This is a genomic window from Idiomarina sp. UBA3176, assembly GCF_002364295.1.
Taxonomy (GTDB): domain Bacteria; phylum Pseudomonadota; class Gammaproteobacteria; order Enterobacterales; family Alteromonadaceae; genus Idiomarina; species Idiomarina loihiensis.
In genome coordinates this window covers 170,697-187,583 of record NZ_DEXU01000027.1, presented here as the reverse complement: position 1 = coordinate 187,583, position 16,887 = coordinate 170,697, and the positions used below count along the sequence as shown (strand labels likewise).

Sequence of the window (16,887 nt, the reverse complement as noted above, 5' to 3'; positions counted from 1 at the left end):
GTCGTTTACAGTAACAATTACGCGCTCGTAGCTCAGCTGGATAGAGTACCTGGCTACGAACCAGGCGGTCGGAGGTTCGAATCCTCCCGAGCGCGCCATATTGTTACTAACCTGAATACGCGCTCGTAGCTCAACTGGATAGAGTACCTGGCTACGAACCAGGCGGTTGGAGGTTCGAGTCCTCCCGAGCGCGCCATTCTTTTTTATATCCCCTTAAATTATCTTCTTTGCTCATTAGTCCCTTTGAATATTTTTTAATCTCATTTAAATCCTGAATACCCACTATTTACTGCTGTATCTCCTTGCGTGACTTGCTACCATGGTATTTAATAATTTTATAACAATACCTTAGCAACCAATCAGGAGTGCTTCGTGTCAGAATTGCTCAGTCAAGCTGCGCAACTCATGCTGGTAGGCATGGGCGCAGTCATCATCTTTCTTTGCTTACTGGTCGTTGCCATGAGCGTTATGAAACGCCTGATCCCAACACCAGAGCCTGTTGCCAGTACTCAGCCTTCAGTCGAAAGTAATAGCTCTGATGCAGCAAGTCCTGCGGTACTGGCTGCAATTTCTGCTGCGGTACACCGTTATCGTCAAGGCAAAAAAGCAGCGAATAACAAGGAGAAATCACAATGAGTAAACCCCTGTTACTAACAGAGTTGGTGCTTCGTGACGCACATCAGTCACTACTCGCAACGCGTATGCGTCTGGACGACATGCTTCCCATTGCTGAAAAGCTCGACAGCATCGGCTACTGGTCAATGGAGTCCTGGGGTGGTGCGACTTTTGATTCTTGTATTCGCTACCTTGGTGAAGATCCCTGGGAACGCATTCGTGAACTGAAAAAGGCTATGCCGAATACTCGCCAGCAAATGCTGCTTCGAGGGCAAAACCTGCTGGGATACAGGCATTACGCCGATGACGTGGTGAAACGTTTTGTCGAACGCGCAAAGGAAAATGGTGTTGATGTTTTCCGTATTTTTGATGCGATGAACGATGTTCGAAATTTAAAAACAGCAATAAAAGCGGCAAAAGACGTTGATGGCCATGCGCAGGGCACTCTCGCTTATACTGTCAGCCCGGTTCATACCCTGGATAAATGGGTAGCAATGGCACAGGAATTGGAAGATTTAGGCTGTGATTCGTTATTCATTAAAGATATGGCTGGCTTGTTAAGGCCTAACGACGCCTATGAACTGGTTAGCGCGTTGAAGGAAAAGACGGACTTGCCAATTGCTATGCAGTGTCACGCAACAACGGGCTTAAGTGTGGCAACCTACCAAAAAGCCATTGATGCTGGTATCGATATGCTGGATACCGCGATTTCGTCAATGAGCATGACTTACGGCCATTCGCCAACAGAAACCCTGGTTGCAATGACAGAGAATACCGACCGGGACACAGGCTTGTCATTACCTGACTTAGCTGAAGTAGCCAGCTATTTCCGCGACGTGCGCAAGAAATACGCTAAGTTCGAAGGTTCTCTCAAAGGGGTTGATGCGCGCATTCTTCTGGCTCAGGTACCGGGAGGTATGCTGACCAATATGGAAGGACAGTTAAAAGAGCAGGGTGCGCTGGATAAATTTGATGAAGTTTTAAAAGAGATTCCGAAGGTACGTGAAGACCTTGGATTTATCCCTTTGGTTACGCCAACCTCACAAATTGTAGGAACCCAGGCGGTTCTGAACGTGTTGAGCGGTGAACGTTACGAGAATATCTCTAAAGAAACTGCTGCGGTTCTTAAAGGTGAATATGGAGCAACCGCTGCAGAAGTTAATAAAGACTTGCAGAAGCGCGTTCTGGACGGTGAAGAACCTATTACCTGTCGCCCGGCGGATTTACTGGATAACGAACTGGATGCGCTGACCAAAGAGCTAAAAGATAAAGCGACAGATGAAGATATTCGTTTAGCGGATGATGTTGTTGATGATGTCTTAACTTATGCACTGTTTCCGCAAATTGGGCTTAAATTCCTGAAGAACCGTGATAACCCGGATGCTTTTGAGCCGGCGCCCGGAGAAGAACCTGAAGAGCAAACGGAATCTAAAGAGCAACAAGCTCCAAAGGCAACCGGAGATGTTGAGCAATACGAAGTTGAGGTTGAAGGTAAGCGTTATAATGTAAAAGTCGGCCCAGCGGGTCAGCTCGATTCTGTGAAGTCATCGTCCTCAGCAGAGTATTCACAATCATCACCTGAGTCATCGCAGCAATCATCAGGTGGATCAGGCGAGGGTGAAACCATAAAAGCGCCATTAGCCGGTAATATTTTTAAAGTTGTAGCCAAAGAGGGCGCTGCGATTAAAGCCGGCGACGTTGTCTTAGTAATGGAAGCGATGAAAATGGAAACCGATATTAAAGCACCAAAAGACGGTACTGTTCAGTCTCTTCATGTAAAAGAAGGTGACGCAGTGACCGTGGGTGATGCTCTGGTGACGGTAGGCTAATATGGAAAAGCTGCAGATTTTATGGGAAACCACCGGCATTGCTGCAATGACATTCGGCCAGTTCAGCATGATTCTGGTGGGTGGGTTGTTGTTGTATTTGGCAATCTCAAAGAAATTTGAACCTCTATTACTATTACCTATTGGCTTTGGCGCAATACTGGCAAATATCCCCTTAGGTGGCTTCACGGAGCCAGGTGGAGTTCTTTATTACGTGTATAGCGTTGGTATCGACACCGGTGTGTTCCCTTTGCTTATTTTTATGGGAGTTGGGGCGTTAACCGATTTTGGTCCCTTGCTGGCAAACCCTAAAATGCTGTTTTTGGGTGGGGCGGCTCAGTTTGGTATCTTTGCTACCTTGTTTGGAGCTATTGCTTTGAATGGCATACCGGGCATTGAGTTTTCGATGTCCGATGCGGCGGCTATTTCAATTATAGGCGGCGCTGATGGCCCCACTGCTATTTTCCTGGCGTCGAAGCTGGCACCGGATTTATTGGGCGCTATTGCTGTTGCAGCGTACTCATATATGGCGCTGGTGCCTATTATCCAGCCGCCAATAATGAAACTGCTGACAACTCAGGCCGAGCGTGAGATTAAAATGGAGCAGTTACGGCCGGTAGCTCGTCGTGAGAAGCTTTTCTTCCCGTTAATAGCTATGGGGTTAACGCTGCTGTTTTTGCCTTCAGCAACGCCTCTGGTAGGCATGTTCTGTCTGGGTAACTTAATGCGTGAATCTGGCGTAGTGGAGCGCTTAACGAAAACCACTCAGAACGAGCTGATTAATATCGTGACCATCTTTCTCGGTTTGGCTGTGGGCTCTAAACTGCAGGCGGATCAGTTCCTCAGTTTCCAGACGCTGGGCATTCTGGTATTAGGTGCCGTTGCATTTGCTATAGGAACCGCCAGTGGTATTTTAATGGCGAAATTAATGGGTAAATTCAGTAAAGATCCGATTAACCCGCTGATTGGTGCTGCTGGAGTATCCGCTGTACCTATGGCTGCAAGGGTGGTTAATAAGGTTGGCTTACAGGCTAATCAGCATAACTTCCTGCTAATGCATGCGATGGGGCCTAACGTAGCCGGAGTATTAGGCTCAGCAGTTGCAGCGGGGGTTTTACTGGCATTGGTTTAACGTCCGGTCAGAAACATCATCGCCGTGTAAAAAGCGGCGATGACAGCGCTTATAACCGCAATATACACAAAGCCTTTGTAACCTTGTTTGATACTCCAGCCATTAGCGCGTAAATACAGCAACCAAATCAGACTGAGCAGCAGCGGAATAATAAAAAAATAGCGGATCATAGTAATTCCTCAAGACTGATGTTGTTGAATGGCTTCTAAGTCGACAGCCGCCTGATGCGCATAGCGTAAACGTTTTTCCAGCTCAGTGATCTGGTCAGCGACTTTATCGATATTACCCTCTGCCATAAATTGCTCTAAGTCGGCGGCCTTGCTTTGTAACTGAGTAAAGCCTAAATTCGCGGCGGCTCCTTTTAATGAATGGAAGTAGCGGCGTGCACTTTCATGCTGACCCCGGGTAATAAAGTCGGAAACTTTAGTGGCGCTACCCTGGTAGGTTTCATACAACTGCTCTACTAATTTTAGATAAAGCTCAACATTGTACTGTAAGCGTTTTAATGCCGTTTCAAACTCAATGCCCTTCACTTGTGGAATACGAACTGGCGGTTTATTAACCTCATCCTGTTTAGATTCTGGTGGTACTTCTGGTTGTTGGTTATTGGTGTAGTCACCCGGGACCGCCCATTTAATAATGGCTTTAATCAGCTGTTGTTCATCAATTGGCTTAGCAATATGTCCTTGCATACCCGCGGCAAGTGAACGCTCCTCGTCGCCACTCATTGCATTGGCCGTCATTGCCAGAATAGGAAGCTGCTGATAATTGAAGTCGGCGCGGATTGTTTGCGCCGCTTTCAGTCCGTCCATGACCGGCATTTGAATGTCCATTAATACCAGCGAATAATTTTTGTTATGAACGGCTTCTACTGCTAGCTGCCCATTTTCCACTATATCCACTTTAAACTTGTGGCTTGAGAGAATTTCTCTGGCGACTTGCTGGTTAATCTCATTGTCCTCTACCACCAAAATAGGCGCTCGCAAAATACTTTCCGGGATGCCGTCACCACTGTCAGCATCGTCCGCATCGGGGAGCTCTCGCTGAAATAATGTTGAGGTCAGGCTTCTACCTAATGTTGACGCGGTAAAGGGTTTTGAAATGATGTCATTGACGCCTGCTTGTTTCGCCTTTTCTGATAATTCTTCAGCATAATACCCCGTTGCCAGAGTCATTTTAGGACGAATGTCTTCTGCATAACGTTCTGTTATTTTTTGGCAAAATTCCAGACCATCCATACCCGGCAAACGCCAGTCAACCAAAACCAGTTGATAAGGATTTTTGTCCTCGACAGACAGCTGAAACACTTGCAGAGCTTGTTCAGCTGTGCGACAAACTTTTACGTCAACCTGATAGCTGCGCAGCATTTCATACAGCATTTCGCGGGTACTTAAGTTGTCATCAATGGCGAGAATTCGAACACCTTTAAGTTTCTGCAAAAGATACTGATGATGACTGTTGTCCTGCTCGGTCTGTAACGGCAGCTCTACTTCGATGTAAAACGTTGAGCCCTGACCGGCGGCGCTGGTTACGCCGATATCACCGCCCATTAATAAAATAAGACGTCGGGAAATGGCTAAGCCAAGGCCGGTACCTCCATACTTACGGGTTGTAGAAGTATCTGCCTGAGTAAAGGCTTTAAAGAGGTTGGCGCGCTGTTCTTCGTCCATACCAATACCGGTATCGGTAACCGATATCCGTAGTAAAACATTATCCCGGGAACTGTCCAGCAGGTTAACGGCAACATTGATTTCACCGTCTTCGGTAAACTTAATGGCATTACTAATTAGGTTAACCAGCACCTGATTTAAGCGCAGTGGGTCACCAATTAAACGCGTTGGTATATTGGCCGGTAAGTTAATAATAAACTCGAGGTCTTTATCGTAAGCCCGGTACGCAAACATATCCGCCAGTGAGGTCAATACGTCCTGCAAGTCGAAAGGAATGCGCTCGACAGTTAACTTACCCGCGTCAATTTTCGAAAAATCGAGAATGTCATTAATAACCCCCAGTAAAGCCTGTGAAGAGGAGTCGATGACTTTGATGTAGCGTTTTTGTTTTTGCGTAAGTTCGGTTTTCAGGCAAAGGTTTGCCATACCGACGATAGCGTTAATTGGTGTGCGAATTTCATGGCTCATATTCGCCAGAAACTCACCTTTTGACTGATTAGCACGTTCGGCGGTTTCTTTGGCTTTTTCCATTTCTTCAGCGACCGATTTAATACCGGATATATCGTAGTAGCTACCGAGGATGCCGATAATATTGTGGTCGTCATCGTAAAGTGGAACACTGGAGTGCTCGACCCATTGACTCTTACCGCTCACTTTTAGTTCGATTTCTGCATTAACGGAAGGTGCCTGCTGACTAAAGGTTTTTCTGTCGCGCTCCAGTAATACGTCATTACTGGCAAGGGAATCGATTTCAGCATCCGTTTTACCGGCCAGAGACTCAGGATCAATACCAAAGTCATTGGCAAAAGCGCGGTTTCCCCCTAAAAGTTTTAACTCAGGATCGCGCCAGTAAACCCGGGTTGGCAGGTCATTAAAAACTTGTTCAAACAGTTGTAACGAGTCTGACGATAAAAAGGGTTGCCGAAAAGGCGCAGTCAGTGCGTTACGTCGGGACCACCACCAAATGACAATGCCAATAATTAAACTGAACAGAATCATCGCGACTAATACAGTGTCACTCCAGGGGGCAGGTAACAGGGCATATAACGCAAGACTGGTTACCTGAAGAATGACAAAAATGAGCTGTAAAAAAGTCCAGAATGAATTCATGGTTGATCCGTAACCGAAAGGTTAGATAAACAGTAGCTAGTCTGCCACGTTGAGCCGTAATCGCCAAGTTATGTGGTCAAATTAAGGGTGACAACCATAGACCTTTTAGCGAATTACCAGTAAGCTTAGCGGCAGAAAACCTTCCGTCTCAGTGAATGGAGTTGTCTTTTGCAAGAAACATTTCAAGCAGTTATCGAAAAGCTTAAGCAATCGGGTAAAACAGCAGTTTGGCAGGGCATTAAGCGTGGTATTGAACGTGAAGCTTTGCGAATAAAAGAAAATGGGACGCTGGCGCCGGGTGACCATCCCCAGGAACTGGGGAAAACTCTGACGCATCCGACCATTACAACCGATTACTCAGAGAACCTACTTGAGTTTATTACTCCGGTTGCCTCCGATATTGACACAACGCTGTCACAGCTCCGTGATATTCATCGGGTGGCTTATAACGCCATTGATGACGAATTGTTGTGGCCAATGAGCATGCCTTGCTACATTGGCTCAGATGACGATATTCGTATCGCTAAATATGGTGACTCGCACTCGGGACGCATGAAAAGCCTTTACCGTCGCGGTCTGACATATCGCTACGGCGCCACTATGCAGGTTATTGCCGGAGTGCATTATAATTTTTCTGTATCCGATGCAATGTGGGAAGAATTAGCGGAGATTGAAGGCGTTAGTAATAATCAGAGCTTCCGTACCGAACGCTATTTCGCTCTCATCCGTAACTTTAAGCGCGTGGCCTGGGTTATTCCGTACTTGTTTGGCGCTTCGCCTGCTTTGTGTAAATCGTTTTTCAGTCAGACTAAAAATGAAGAGATTCTGAAAAAATGGGATTTTGATACGGTAGGTAAAGGCACGGTATTCTTGCCTTATGGTACGTCGTTGCGAATGAGCGACTTAGGTTATACCAATAAAGAACAGGCAACTCTGAAAATTACTTATAATTCATTGGATGAGTATGTGACAGGCCTGCGTCGCGCAATTACAACGCCATCTCAGCAGTTTTCGAAAATCGGTGTAAAAGTAGGCGACGATTATCGTCAGCTTAACGATAATATTCTGCAGATAGAAAATGAGTTTTATTCGCCAATTCGTCCTAAACAGACAGCCCGCGATGGCGAAACGCCAAGCCAGGCCCTAGAGCGTGGTGGGGTAGAGTATGTAGAGATTCGTGCACTGGACGTGAACCCGTTTAGTGATGTGGGTATCACGGCGCAGCAAATGCATTTTCTGGACTTAATGCTTCTGCATTGTTTATTACAACCAAGCGAAGAAATGAGCTGGGAACAGCAGCAGCAAGCCGACAAGAATTTTACTAAAGTGGTTATGCAGGGACGTGATCCGCGCTTAAGCTTGCAGCAAAACGGCATTGATCGCCTAATGGCCGACTGGCTGGAAGAACTGTTTGCAGATTTCTCTTCAATTGCTAAAGCACTGGATAACAGTTCAGGCAATAAAGTGTATCAGAATCATTTAGCGGATTTGTACGAGTGGGTATTAAATCCGGAAAGTACGTTATCGGGTCAAATTTTACGATTGCTCAAAGAAGAAGACCGCGATAACAGCAATTTAGGTATGCAGTTAGCTAAGCAATACCGCGAGCAACTGAAAAATGAGCCGCTCAGTTACTATCAACAAGACGACTTTGCTAAATGGGCGGCCGAATCAGAGCAAGCGTTTGAAGAACGTTATCAGCAAGACAATAACGTTGACTTTGATACGTTTCTGGCAAATTATTTCAAACAGGCAGCACGCTCTGGTCAGCTAGCTGATTGATAAACATAAAAAAACGCAGCCCAAATTTGGACTGCGTTCAATAAAACGTTCAGGGGATGAACATGAATGCATTTATCAGCTACAACATGTGTTCAATTACTGAGAGTTTAACGAGTGAATAAAGTTCAATGGCGATAAAACTTTTTTTCCCTATTCAATCGAAAGTACTGATAAGTGCTTTGTTTGTCGCGACTCTCAGTGGTTGCGCAACACCCCCTCCGGCGAACCCTGAAAATGTCTGTCATATTTTTGAAGAGCACCGTGACTGGTATCATGCGGCCGCTGATGTCCGTGAACGCTGGGGCGTACCTATTCATGTACCAATGGCGATGATGTATCAGGAGAGTTCCTTCAAGCATAATGCTTTGCCTCCCAGAGACTACCTTTTAGGTTTTATTCCATGGGGGCGGGTAAGCTCAGCTTACGGTTACTCGCAAGCGAAAACGATGACCTGGGAAGATTACCAGCGTGAAACGGGGAACGGTTGGGCGAGCCGCGATGATTTTGAAGATGCGATTGATTTTATGGGTTGGTTTATAGCAAAAACCTATAAAATTAATGGGGTATCTAAATGGGATGCTTACGGACAATACCTTAACTATCATGAAGGCTGGGGTGGCTATCAGCGTAAGTCTTATTTAAAGAAACCCTGGCTGGTAAAAGTATCCAGGGTCGTAAAAAGTCGCTCTATGACATATGCCGCACAATTGAATAAGTGTGAGGAAGATTTAAAGCACGGCTGGCTATGGCGTTTATTCTTCGGTTAGTCATTGGCCTGATTGTCGGGTTTTTGGTAGAGCTCAGGAAACACTCTAATTTGTTTTATCATAGTGTCACCAATTTCAACAAGCTCTACCGGATAACCGCCTAAACGCAGCGACAACCGGGCATCAGGAATATCTCCGAACTGTTCAATAATAAGGCCGCTTAAGGTTTTTGGGCCATCAGTCGGAAAATCCCAATTCATTTCTTTGTTCAATTCGCGCAAGTTAGCTGAGCCGTCGACTAAAAAGCTGCCGTCAGTTTCCAGTGTGACAGATTCGCTGGGAGCAGGCGCCATAGAAGTGGTGAAGTCACCAACAATTTCTTCCAGAATATCTTCCAGAGTAACAAGCCCCTGAATGTCACCGTATTCGTCGACAACCAGTCCGATGCGTTCTTTACGACGCTGAAATTTCAGCAACTGAACATTCAGCGGTGTGCCCTCGGGAATAAAGTAGCTGTCTCTTGCCGCGCGAACTAATATGGATTTATCTGCAGTAAACTGGTTCTTGCTCATCAGGCGCATAATATCGCGGGCATGCAAAAAGCCGATAGCATCATCTATTTCATTGCGATAAAGCAGTACACGGGTGTGCTGACCATTTGACAGTTGTTTAACGATAGATTTCCAGTCGTCACTAATATCGATACCCACGATTTCGTTACGGGGCACCATGACGTCTTCTACAGTAACTTTCTCGAGATCTAAAATACTGACCAGCATTTCCTGGTGCGAAGTCGGAATTAAATTCCCTGCTTCATTTACTACTGTACGCAGCTCGTCGGAGCTTAACGCGTCAGCCATTTGTGACTGCTTGGGGTTAACTCCCAGCAGGCGCATGAAAGAATTGGTGATGAAGTTCATACCAATAACGATAGGGTACATGACCTTTAGCAAAGGCATCAAAATTAAGGAGCTGGGAAAAGAAATGCGCTCCGGATGCAGTGCTGCAATGGTTTTCGGCGTAACTTCAGAAAAAATCAGAATAATTAAGGTTAAACCAAAAGTAGCTATTACTATTCCAGCGTCACCGAACCAGCGCAGACAAAGGATAGTTGCGATAGCCGATGCACCAATGTTGACCAGATTATTGCCAATAAGGATAAGGCCAATTAACCGATCGGGACGATCAAGCAGGTACTGGACACGCTTAGCTCCGGGGTGATTGTTTTGTACCAGATGGCGCAGACGGTACCGGTTGATAGACATCATGCCAGTTTCGGAGCCAGAGAAGTATGCGGATAAAAGTAACAGTACGGCTAAAATCACGAGCAACATGCTCGTTGATATCTCGTCCAACGGTTTATTCCTTAATTATACTGTGAATGTGACAATGTAGAGTTCTCAGCTATGAAGTCAAGTGTCATTCAGGATAAGAGAAAGTCTTTCACGAACCGACTGCCAAAATATCCTAAGGTTAATAGGGTGCTGGCAAGTACGGTAATGACCACAATAATGCGGCCTCGTAAGCCTGACGTCCGGTGCAGGACAACGGCCAAGAGATAAAGCAAAGCTGCGACGCTGGTTAAAATGGTTTTGTGTGCTTGCTGCTGAGCAAGCATGTCATCGAGGAAAAGAAACCCTGAGCCCAGAGCGAGAAACAGTACAAAAGTCCCCAGCGCCAGAAGATTAAAAAAGTATTTTTCGACGGTCATTAATGGTGGCAGTTTGCTCAGCAGACTATGACCTTTGCGGTTTTTTAATACACGGTTTAAATAACTGGTTTGTAACGCGTAAAGTGTGGCTAAGGCCAATATTCCATAGGCGACCAGTGACAAGGTAATGTGAAAAACTAACCCATGTCCGATGCTGATGTCAGCACCCCAGTTAACCGGAGTGAACACAAGTAACAGTGTGGTAAGCGCAGAAAACAGATAAATAACCGGCTTCAGGAATAAGTTACTGGCCTGGTTATTTTTCACTACGGTTAAAGCGGCTATCAGAAAAGCCACAATAGCCAGACTGGATGAGATATTAATGTGATCGAAATCATCGTTGGAAAGTTGTATTAAAATGAGCCAGCCATGCGCAGCAACCGCCAAAGCGGCTGGTACAATCTGATAAGCTGGGTGAAGCACTTTGTTTTTTAAGATATTTTGTAGAATAACAAAAGCGCTGGCACTGTAACCCAATAAGCTGATTAGCAACAATAAAGAGAGCATCACGCGCCCGACTTCCCTGATTCCTGTTGTTCGTGCCCTGAGTATACGACGTCAGTCGGTTAAACCCAATACTTACGGGGCGAAACTTTCTTGCAAATCAGATATACTGCCCCCATTACTATTAACGTCAGAAATCGCAATATAAGAGACGATCGACATGTTTGAGAATTTATCGGAACGCTTGTCGCAAACGCTGCATTCTATTGGTGGCCGGGGGCGACTGACCGAAGACAATATTAAAGAAACCTTGCGCGAAGTTCGCATGGCGCTGCTTGAAGCCGATGTTGCCTTGCCTGTGGTAAAAGACTTTATTGCTAAAGTTAAAGAACGGGCCGTAGGTACAGAGGTCAACAAAAGCCTGACGCCGGGTCAGGTTTTTGTCAAAATTGTCCAGTCTGAGCTGGAAGCGGCAATGGGTGAGGCGAATGCACCTCTGCAATTAAATACCCAGCCGCCAGCTGTTATTTTGATGGCAGGTTTGCAGGGTGCGGGTAAAACCACCAGTGTGGGCAAACTGGCTAAATATTTAACTGAGCGCCAGAAGAAAAAAGTCATGGTGGTCAGTGCCGACGTTTATCGTCCGGCCGCTATTAAACAGCTGGAAACTCTTGCCGAGCAGGTAGGCGTTGAGTTCTTCCCGTCTTCAACTGATCAAAAACCAGTTGATATTGCTAATGCTGCTATTGCCCAGGCACGTAAGCAGTTTATTGATGTGGTATTAGTGGATACCGCCGGTCGTCTCGCTATTGACGAAGACATGATGCAGGAAATTCAGCAACTGCACTCAGCCATCAATCCGGTTGAAACCCTGTTTGTCGTTGACGCGATGACGGGTCAGGACGCGGCAAATACCGCCAAAGCATTTAGCGAGGCTTTGCCTTTAACGGGTGTTATTCTGACGAAGACCGATGGTGATGCTCGTGGTGGTGCGGCTCTGTCTATTCGCCATATTACCGGTAAGCCTATTAAATTCCTGGGTGTTGGTGAGAAAAACGATGCGCTGGAGCCGTTTCATCCTGACCGCGTAGCCTCCAGAATTCTTGGCATGGGCGATATGCTTTCTCTGATTGAGGAAGTCGAACAAAAAGTCGATAAAGAAAAAGCGGAGCGAGTGGCGAAAAAAGTCATGAAAAAAGGCCAGTTCTCACTGGAGGATTTTCGTGATCAGCTCGTACAGATGCGTGAAATGGGCGGCATGATGGGATTAATGACCAAAATGCCGGGCATGGGTAAAATGACAGAACAAATGAAAGGTCAGATGGATGACAAAATGACCTTGCGCATGGAAGCCATTATCAACTCCATGACTCCTAAAGAACGGCTACGACCCGACGTAATAAAGGGCTCGCGTAAGCGCCGTATAGCAACCGGTTCAGGTACTCAGGTGCAGGACGTGAACAAGTTGCTTAAACAGTTTACTCAAATGCAAAAAATGATGAAAAAAATGAAAGGTGGCGGCATGCAGAAAATGATGCGCGGCATGGGCGGAAAGATGCCACCAGGAATGTTCCCCGGACGCTAGGAAAAAGCACGTCAAGCTTGCATTTGCAGTAAAAATCAGTAGAATTGCCGAGCCTTCCGACTCTGTCGGAGGGCTTTGCTATTTTTTACATTTACAAAACAGTTATATTGAGGAACGCAATGGTAACCATTCGTTTACAACGTGGTGGCGCGAAAAAACGCCCCTTCTACCAAATGGTAGTTGCTGACAGTCGCAATGCTCGCGACGGTCGTTTCATTGAGAAAGTAGGATTTTTTAACCCTGTAGCTCGTGGTCAGGAAGAAAAACTTCGTGTTGATGTTGACCGCATCGAGCATTGGGTAAGCAAAGGCGCTCAGTTATCTGATCGTGTTGCTAAATTAGTTAAAGATGCAAGCGCTGCGGCGTAAGCATTAACAGATTCAGGTAGGTAAATTAATGCAGCAATCAGAGCAAATCGTCGTTGGTCGCATCGGTGCGGTGTATGGCGTAAAAGGCTGGTTGAAAGTGCAGTCATTTACCGATGATCCAGAATCGATATTTGAATACAGCCCTTGGTTACTCAGCCAGAAAACTGAGCGCGAAATGAAAGTTGTCGAGTGGCGTCGCCACAACAACGGACTTATCGCCAGGTTAGAAGGCATATCCGATCGCGATGAGGCTGCGCGCCTTACTGGTGCGGATATTTGCATTACGGCAGATGAGTTACCGGCATTAGCTGACGATGAGTTTTACTGGCGCGACCTTATTGGTATGCGTGTAGTGAACACCAACGGCTATGATATGGGTGTGGTTGAACAAATTATGCCCACCGCATCGAACGATGTGTTGGTCGTAAAAGCAAACAGCAACGATGGGTTCGGAAAATCTGAACGTTTAATTCCTTTTATCCAAAGTGAATATGTCACTGCGGTTGATAAGGAAGCCAAACAGATTCAGGTTGAGTGGCCATCGGACTTTTGATGGGCAAGCCTTTGCAGGTTGGCGTCATCAGTTTGTTTCCTGAAATGTTTTCGGCCGTCACCGATTACGGTGTTACCGGCAGAGCAATAAAGGAAGGTTTGCTGACAGTGAGTGTCTGGAATCCTCGTGATTTCACTCATGATCGCCACAGGACTGTTGATGACAGGCCTTATGGCGGTGGTCCGGGTATGTTGATGATGGTGCAGCCACTTGTGGATGCTATCAACGCAGCAAAACAAAGCCTGGGTGAGGATACTCCTGTTATTTATTTGTCACCGCAAGGGCAAAAACTTGATCACAGCGGAGTGCAACATCTCTCCGGCAATGATCGAATGATTTTGATTGCTGGCCGTTATGAAGGCATTGATGAACGCGTTATTAAACAATACGTTGATGCAGAATGGTCGATAGGGGATTACGTATTAAGCGGTGGTGAGTTGCCAGCAATGGTGCTTATTGACGCGGTATCACGGTTAATTCCCGGGGTGTTGGGACACCAGGATTCAGCAGCAGAAGATTCTTTTGCCAGCGGGTTACTGGACTGCCCTCACTATACTCGACCAGAAACTTATAATGAACAGCAAGTACCGCCGGTTTTATTAAGCGGTGATCATGAAAAGATACGTCGCTGGCGTTTACAGCAGTCTTTGGGTAAAACCTGGCTGCAACGACCAGAGTTAATTCATAGCCTAGCTCTGACTGACGAGCAGGAAACATTGTTGAACGAGTTTATCGCACAACAATCATCCGGCGAATAAAGTACAGTTTACCTAGGATAGGAGATACGAAAATGGCAAAAGTTAGCCAAAGCATCATTAAGGCTCTTGAAGAAGAGCAGATGAAACAAGATTTACCTGAGTTTGCACCAGGTGACACTGTTGTTGTAAATGTAAAAGTAAAAGAGGGTAACCGCGAACGTCTTCAGGCGTTTGAAGGTGTTGTTATCCGTGTTCGTAACCGCGGTCTGCATTCAGCGTTCACAGTACGTAAAGTATCGAACGGTGAAGGCGTAGAGCGTACTTTCCAAACGCACAGCCCATTAGTTGACAGCATTAAAGTCAAACGTCGTGGTGCGGTTCGTCGCGCGAAACTGTACTACTTGCGTGAGCGTTCTGGTAAGTCTGCACGTATCCGCGAGAAGCTGTCTTAAGCTTTTAGCAAACAAACGAAATAGCAAAGAAAAACCCAGCCTTGTGCTGGGTTTTTTGATAGTGTTTTAGAATGAACGAAGATATCGAAATATTAACCCAGATTTTAGCTGAAAATTTGGATGCTCAGCACCACTGGACTGAGCATGAACTGATTGCGTCTTTGCAGGGGCCGCCTTATGAGTTCTTTGATAAAGAAGCTCTGCGTGATCCCTTGACCTTGTTTCAGACTCACTTTTTATTGTTTCACTGTCTTTATAAATTGCGTGAACGCTGGCGGAAAGAAAAAAAGTACGAGCTTTTTATTCATACCCTGAATATTGAATGTCAGCCATGGCAACGTGGCGTTTCTGCATTGACAGAAAAGGACGCGTTAGCAGAATATTATTTAGATCTGAATCAACTGGGCTCGACATCCGGCGCTGATGTTGAATCTATGCTGGATGATTTTTGGCGGCGCATGGGGCATTCTTCTTCTAAGGTAGAAACCAGCATGCCTGTGAACGATGCCTGGCAGATTATGGAAGTTGAACCGCCGGCAAGTCAGGCCTTTATCAAAAAGCAATATCGTAAACTAGTACACAAGTACCACCCCGATAAAGGCGGGAGTGTGGCTAAAATGCAAAAAATTCAGAAAGCCTACCATAGTGTTATAGAAGCCATAAAAGAGGAATAAGATAACAGCTCATGAGCCATGACCCGGACCAACAATTATCAGAACTGCGTAATGCAATTGATGCCACTGATAACGAATTAATTGAGATAATTGCCCGGCGAGCAAAGTTAACTGCCGCTGTGGGAGAAACCAAACGTGCGTTGAAACAGCCTCTTTACGTTCCAGAGAGAGAGCGCTCTTTAATAAAAGCGCGCAGAAGCAAAGCTAAAGAGGCGGGCTTGTCGGAAGACTTAATCGAAGATGTTATTCGTCGTATTATTCGAGAATCGTATCGGACGCAGACGGCGCAGGCTGCTGCAACTTCGACTCAACTTGAACGACCGGTTTTTGTATTTGGCGGTAAAGGGGCTTTGGGTGCACGTTTGGTCAGTCAACTACGACAGACAGGCTATTCGGTAACAACCATTGATAAAGACGATGACTGGCCAGATAAGGACGATTTAAACCAGGCGCAGTTGGTCTTGATGAGTGTGCCGGTGAATAAGACCGTTGAATTGATAAAACAGTTGCCACCTCTAGCGGAGGACTGTGTTCTGGCTGATGTAACCAGTATTAAAGCGGCTCCTTTAAATGCCATGCTGGAACAGCATAGCGGGCCGGTTGTTGGTTTGCATCCTATGTTTGGTCCTTCTGTGCAGAATTTGGCGAAGCAACTGGTGGTTGTTACTCATGGTCGCCAACCGGAGCGTTATCAATGGTTACTGGATCAGTTTGTTAACTGGGGCGCCCACTTACACGAAGTTAATGCCGATAAACATGACGATGCTATGGGCTGGATCCAGGCGATGCGCCATTTAAGCACCTTTGCTTACGGCGTTCACCTGGCTAATGAAGGTGTCGATATTAAAGAGCTGTTGGAATTGAGCTCGCCTATTTATCGGATGGAATTGATGATGATAGGTCGTTTGTTTGCGCAAAATGCGGAACTTTATGCTGATATTATTGCTGCGAACAAAGAACAATTTGCGTCTATTAGACGCTATCTGCAGCAATTCTCAGCGATCATTGATGATGTAGAAAAGGGTAAAAAGTCGGATTTTATCTCGCTTTTCGATGAGGTTAGCCAGTATTTCGGTGAATTTTCCGGTCAGTTCCTGAAAGAGAGCGAATCTTTGGTGCAGTTGGCAGACGACCAAAGATTCAAGCATCAATAATTGTTGCTGGCTACAAGTTTTATAGGTATTCAGCCATTAACTCACTAAGCGCTTCTGGTGAAACCGGCTTATGCAATGTCGCATTCATGCCTGCTTCACGGCAAGCGCTCATCTCGCTAGCGCTTTGATGGCTGGTAATAGCGATAACCGGTGTGTTCTTGTGCATATCGCTTTGTCGCAACTCCTGGCAGACTTCAGCTCCTGACATGTCCGGCATTTCGTAATCCAGAAAAATGAGATCCGGAGCCTCTTCAGCCAAAGTCAGGGCTTCTTCTCCTGTCATTGCTGTTAATATACTTACCTCAAAATTGGCAAGCATCGCTTTTAACACTTCAAGGCTGATAAAGTCGTCGTCAGCAATAAGAACTTTGCGCATAGTCACTACCCATTTAATGGAATTAATTAT

At 45.9% G+C, this 16,887-nt stretch carries 17 protein-coding genes and 2 tRNA genes; 14 read left to right on the top strand and 5 right to left on the bottom strand.

The window, feature by feature from the left end:
• The first annotated feature begins 21 nt into the window (after positions 1-21).
• The 5 genes from B2U97_RS13940 to B2U97_RS13920 all read left to right on the top strand — a co-directional run bounded on the left by B2U97_RS13940 (position 22) and on the right by B2U97_RS13920 (position 3,573).
• Positions 22-98: transfer RNA gene (locus B2U97_RS13940), tRNA-Arg, on the top strand.
• A gap of 21 nt (positions 99-119) precedes the next feature.
• Positions 120-196, top strand: a tRNA-Arg gene (locus tag B2U97_RS13935).
• Between the two features lie 176 nt (positions 197-372).
• A complete protein-coding gene (locus B2U97_RS13930) occupies positions 373-636 on the top strand; it encodes an oxaloacetate decarboxylase subunit gamma (RefSeq protein ID WP_034821770.1) in 264 nt (87 codons plus the stop codon).
• Positions 633-2,444 carry a sodium-extruding oxaloacetate decarboxylase subunit alpha gene (gene oadA, locus B2U97_RS13925; protein WP_273025282.1) on the top strand — a complete coding sequence of 604 codons (1,812 nt, stop codon included), beginning with the start codon at positions 633-635 and terminating at the stop codon, positions 2,442-2,444. Before B2U97_RS13930 ends, oadA begins: the two co-directional genes overlap by 4 nt.
• A 1-nt stretch (position 2,445) precedes the next feature.
• Positions 2,446-3,573, top strand: coding sequence for a sodium ion-translocating decarboxylase subunit beta (locus B2U97_RS13920; protein WP_273025283.1), 1,128 nt, complete (start codon positions 2,446-2,448; stop codon positions 3,571-3,573).
• Here the strand turns inward: B2U97_RS13920 and B2U97_RS13915 are convergent.
• Positions 3,570-3,743, bottom strand: a complete 174-nt coding sequence (locus B2U97_RS13915; protein WP_011234969.1) for a hypothetical protein — start codon at positions 3,741-3,743, stop codon at positions 3,570-3,572. The two genes, B2U97_RS13920 and B2U97_RS13915, sit on opposite strands and share 4 nt — an antisense overlap.
• A 9-nt stretch (positions 3,744-3,752) precedes the next feature.
• The gene (locus B2U97_RS13910) at positions 3,753-6,353 is read right to left on the bottom strand and encodes a response regulator (protein WP_286830589.1); all 2,601 of its coding nucleotides are present in this window, start codon (positions 6,351-6,353) and stop codon (positions 3,753-3,755) included.
• A 168-nt stretch (positions 6,354-6,521) separates the two neighbouring features.
• Between B2U97_RS13910 and gshA the strand changes: the two genes are divergently transcribed.
• Entirely contained in the window at positions 6,522-8,135 is a 1,614-nt protein-coding gene (gene gshA / locus B2U97_RS13905; RefSeq protein ID WP_286830587.1) for a glutamate--cysteine ligase, read from the top strand.
• A gap of 128 nt (positions 8,136-8,263) precedes the next feature.
• Positions 8,264-8,902: a hypothetical protein gene (locus tag B2U97_RS13900; RefSeq protein ID WP_110013842.1), complete on the top strand. Its 639-nt coding sequence runs from the start codon at positions 8,264-8,266 to the stop codon at positions 8,900-8,902.
• Here the strand turns inward: B2U97_RS13900 and B2U97_RS13895 are convergent.
• Together B2U97_RS13895 and B2U97_RS13890 are read right to left on the bottom strand one after the other, a co-directional pair.
• Positions 8,899-10,197 (bottom strand): HlyC/CorC family transporter, encoded by a 1,299-nt coding sequence (locus tag B2U97_RS13895; RefSeq protein ID WP_286822906.1) that lies wholly within the window; start codon positions 10,195-10,197, stop codon positions 8,899-8,901. The two genes, B2U97_RS13900 and B2U97_RS13895, sit on opposite strands and share 4 nt — an antisense overlap.
• 68 nt (positions 10,198-10,265) lie before the next feature.
• Complete coding sequence (locus B2U97_RS13890; protein ID WP_011234964.1) at positions 10,266-11,060, bottom strand: cytochrome C assembly family protein; 795 nt, start codon at positions 11,058-11,060, stop codon at positions 10,266-10,268.
• Between the two features lie 157 nt (positions 11,061-11,217).
• Between B2U97_RS13890 and ffh the strand changes: the two genes are divergently transcribed.
• From ffh to tyrA, 7 genes are all read left to right on the top strand, one after another.
• Complete coding sequence (ffh, locus tag B2U97_RS13885; protein WP_011234963.1) at positions 11,218-12,582, top strand: signal recognition particle protein; 1,365 nt, start codon at positions 11,218-11,220, stop codon at positions 12,580-12,582.
• Between the two features lie 119 nt (positions 12,583-12,701).
• A complete protein-coding gene (gene rpsP, locus B2U97_RS13880) occupies positions 12,702-12,950 on the top strand; it encodes a 30S ribosomal protein S16 (RefSeq protein WP_011234962.1) in 249 nt (82 codons plus the stop codon).
• Between the two features lie 28 nt (positions 12,951-12,978).
• Positions 12,979-13,503 carry a ribosome maturation factor RimM gene (gene rimM / locus B2U97_RS13875; RefSeq protein ID WP_011234961.1) on the top strand — a complete coding sequence of 175 codons (525 nt, stop codon included), beginning with the start codon at positions 12,979-12,981 and terminating at the stop codon, positions 13,501-13,503.
• Positions 13,503-14,261 carry a tRNA (guanosine(37)-N1)-methyltransferase TrmD gene (gene trmD, locus B2U97_RS13870; RefSeq protein WP_011234960.1) on the top strand — a complete coding sequence of 253 codons (759 nt, stop codon included), beginning with the start codon at positions 13,503-13,505 and terminating at the stop codon, positions 14,259-14,261. The genes rimM and trmD overlap by 1 nt, the downstream gene beginning before the upstream one ends.
• A 32-nt stretch (positions 14,262-14,293) precedes the next feature.
• A complete protein-coding gene (rplS, locus tag B2U97_RS13865; RefSeq protein ID WP_011234959.1) occupies positions 14,294-14,653 on the top strand; it encodes a 50S ribosomal protein L19 in 360 nt (119 codons plus the stop codon).
• Positions 14,654-14,724: 71 nt separating this feature from the next.
• The gene (locus B2U97_RS13860) at positions 14,725-15,327 is read left to right on the top strand and encodes a DNA-J related domain-containing protein (RefSeq protein ID WP_272989976.1); all 603 of its coding nucleotides are present in this window, start codon (positions 14,725-14,727) and stop codon (positions 15,325-15,327) included.
• An 11-nt stretch (positions 15,328-15,338) separates the two neighbouring features.
• Positions 15,339-16,481 (top strand): bifunctional chorismate mutase/prephenate dehydrogenase, encoded by a 1,143-nt coding sequence (gene tyrA / locus B2U97_RS13855; RefSeq protein ID WP_286822905.1) that lies wholly within the window; start codon positions 15,339-15,341, stop codon positions 16,479-16,481.
• Between the two features lie 19 nt (positions 16,482-16,500).
• Here tyrA and B2U97_RS13850 read toward each other — a convergent pair whose 3' ends face one another.
• Positions 16,501-16,857: a response regulator gene (locus tag B2U97_RS13850; RefSeq protein ID WP_286822904.1), complete on the bottom strand. Its 357-nt coding sequence runs from the start codon at positions 16,855-16,857 to the stop codon at positions 16,501-16,503.
• Positions 16,858-16,887 lie beyond the last annotated feature (30 nt).

Coding starts and splice junctions, on each gene's coding strand:
- B2U97_RS13890 (WP_011234964.1), bottom strand. CDS start 11,060: ATGCTCTCTTTATTGTTGCTAATCAGCTTATTGGGTTACAGTGCCAGC.
- B2U97_RS13860 (WP_272989976.1), top strand. CDS start 14,725: ATGAACGAAGATATCGAAATATTAACCCAGATTTTAGCTGAAAATTTG.
- rpsP (WP_011234962.1), top strand. CDS start 12,702: ATGGTAACCATTCGTTTACAACGTGGTGGCGCGAAAAAACGCCCCTTC.
- B2U97_RS13915 (WP_011234969.1), bottom strand. CDS start 3,743: ATGATCCGCTATTTTTTTATTATTCCGCTGCTGCTCAGTCTGATTTGG.
- B2U97_RS13920 (WP_273025283.1), top strand. CDS start 2,446: ATGGAAAAGCTGCAGATTTTATGGGAAACCACCGGCATTGCTGCAATG.
- B2U97_RS13850 (WP_286822904.1), bottom strand. CDS start 16,857: ATGCGCAAAGTTCTTATTGCTGACGACGACTTTATCAGCCTTGAAGTG.
- rimM (WP_011234961.1), top strand. CDS start 12,979: ATGCAGCAATCAGAGCAAATCGTCGTTGGTCGCATCGGTGCGGTGTAT.
- B2U97_RS13910 (WP_286830589.1), bottom strand. CDS start 6,353: ATGAATTCATTCTGGACTTTTTTACAGCTCATTTTTGTCATTCTTCAG.
- trmD (WP_011234960.1), top strand. CDS start 13,503: ATGGGCAAGCCTTTGCAGGTTGGCGTCATCAGTTTGTTTCCTGAAATG.
- B2U97_RS13900 (WP_110013842.1), top strand. CDS start 8,264: ATGGCGATAAAACTTTTTTTCCCTATTCAATCGAAAGTACTGATAAGT.
- ffh (WP_011234963.1), top strand. CDS start 11,218: ATGTTTGAGAATTTATCGGAACGCTTGTCGCAAACGCTGCATTCTATT.
- oadA (WP_273025282.1), top strand. CDS start 633: ATGAGTAAACCCCTGTTACTAACAGAGTTGGTGCTTCGTGACGCACAT.
- rplS (WP_011234959.1), top strand. CDS start 14,294: ATGGCAAAAGTTAGCCAAAGCATCATTAAGGCTCTTGAAGAAGAGCAG.
- tyrA (WP_286822905.1), top strand. CDS start 15,339: ATGAGCCATGACCCGGACCAACAATTATCAGAACTGCGTAATGCAATT.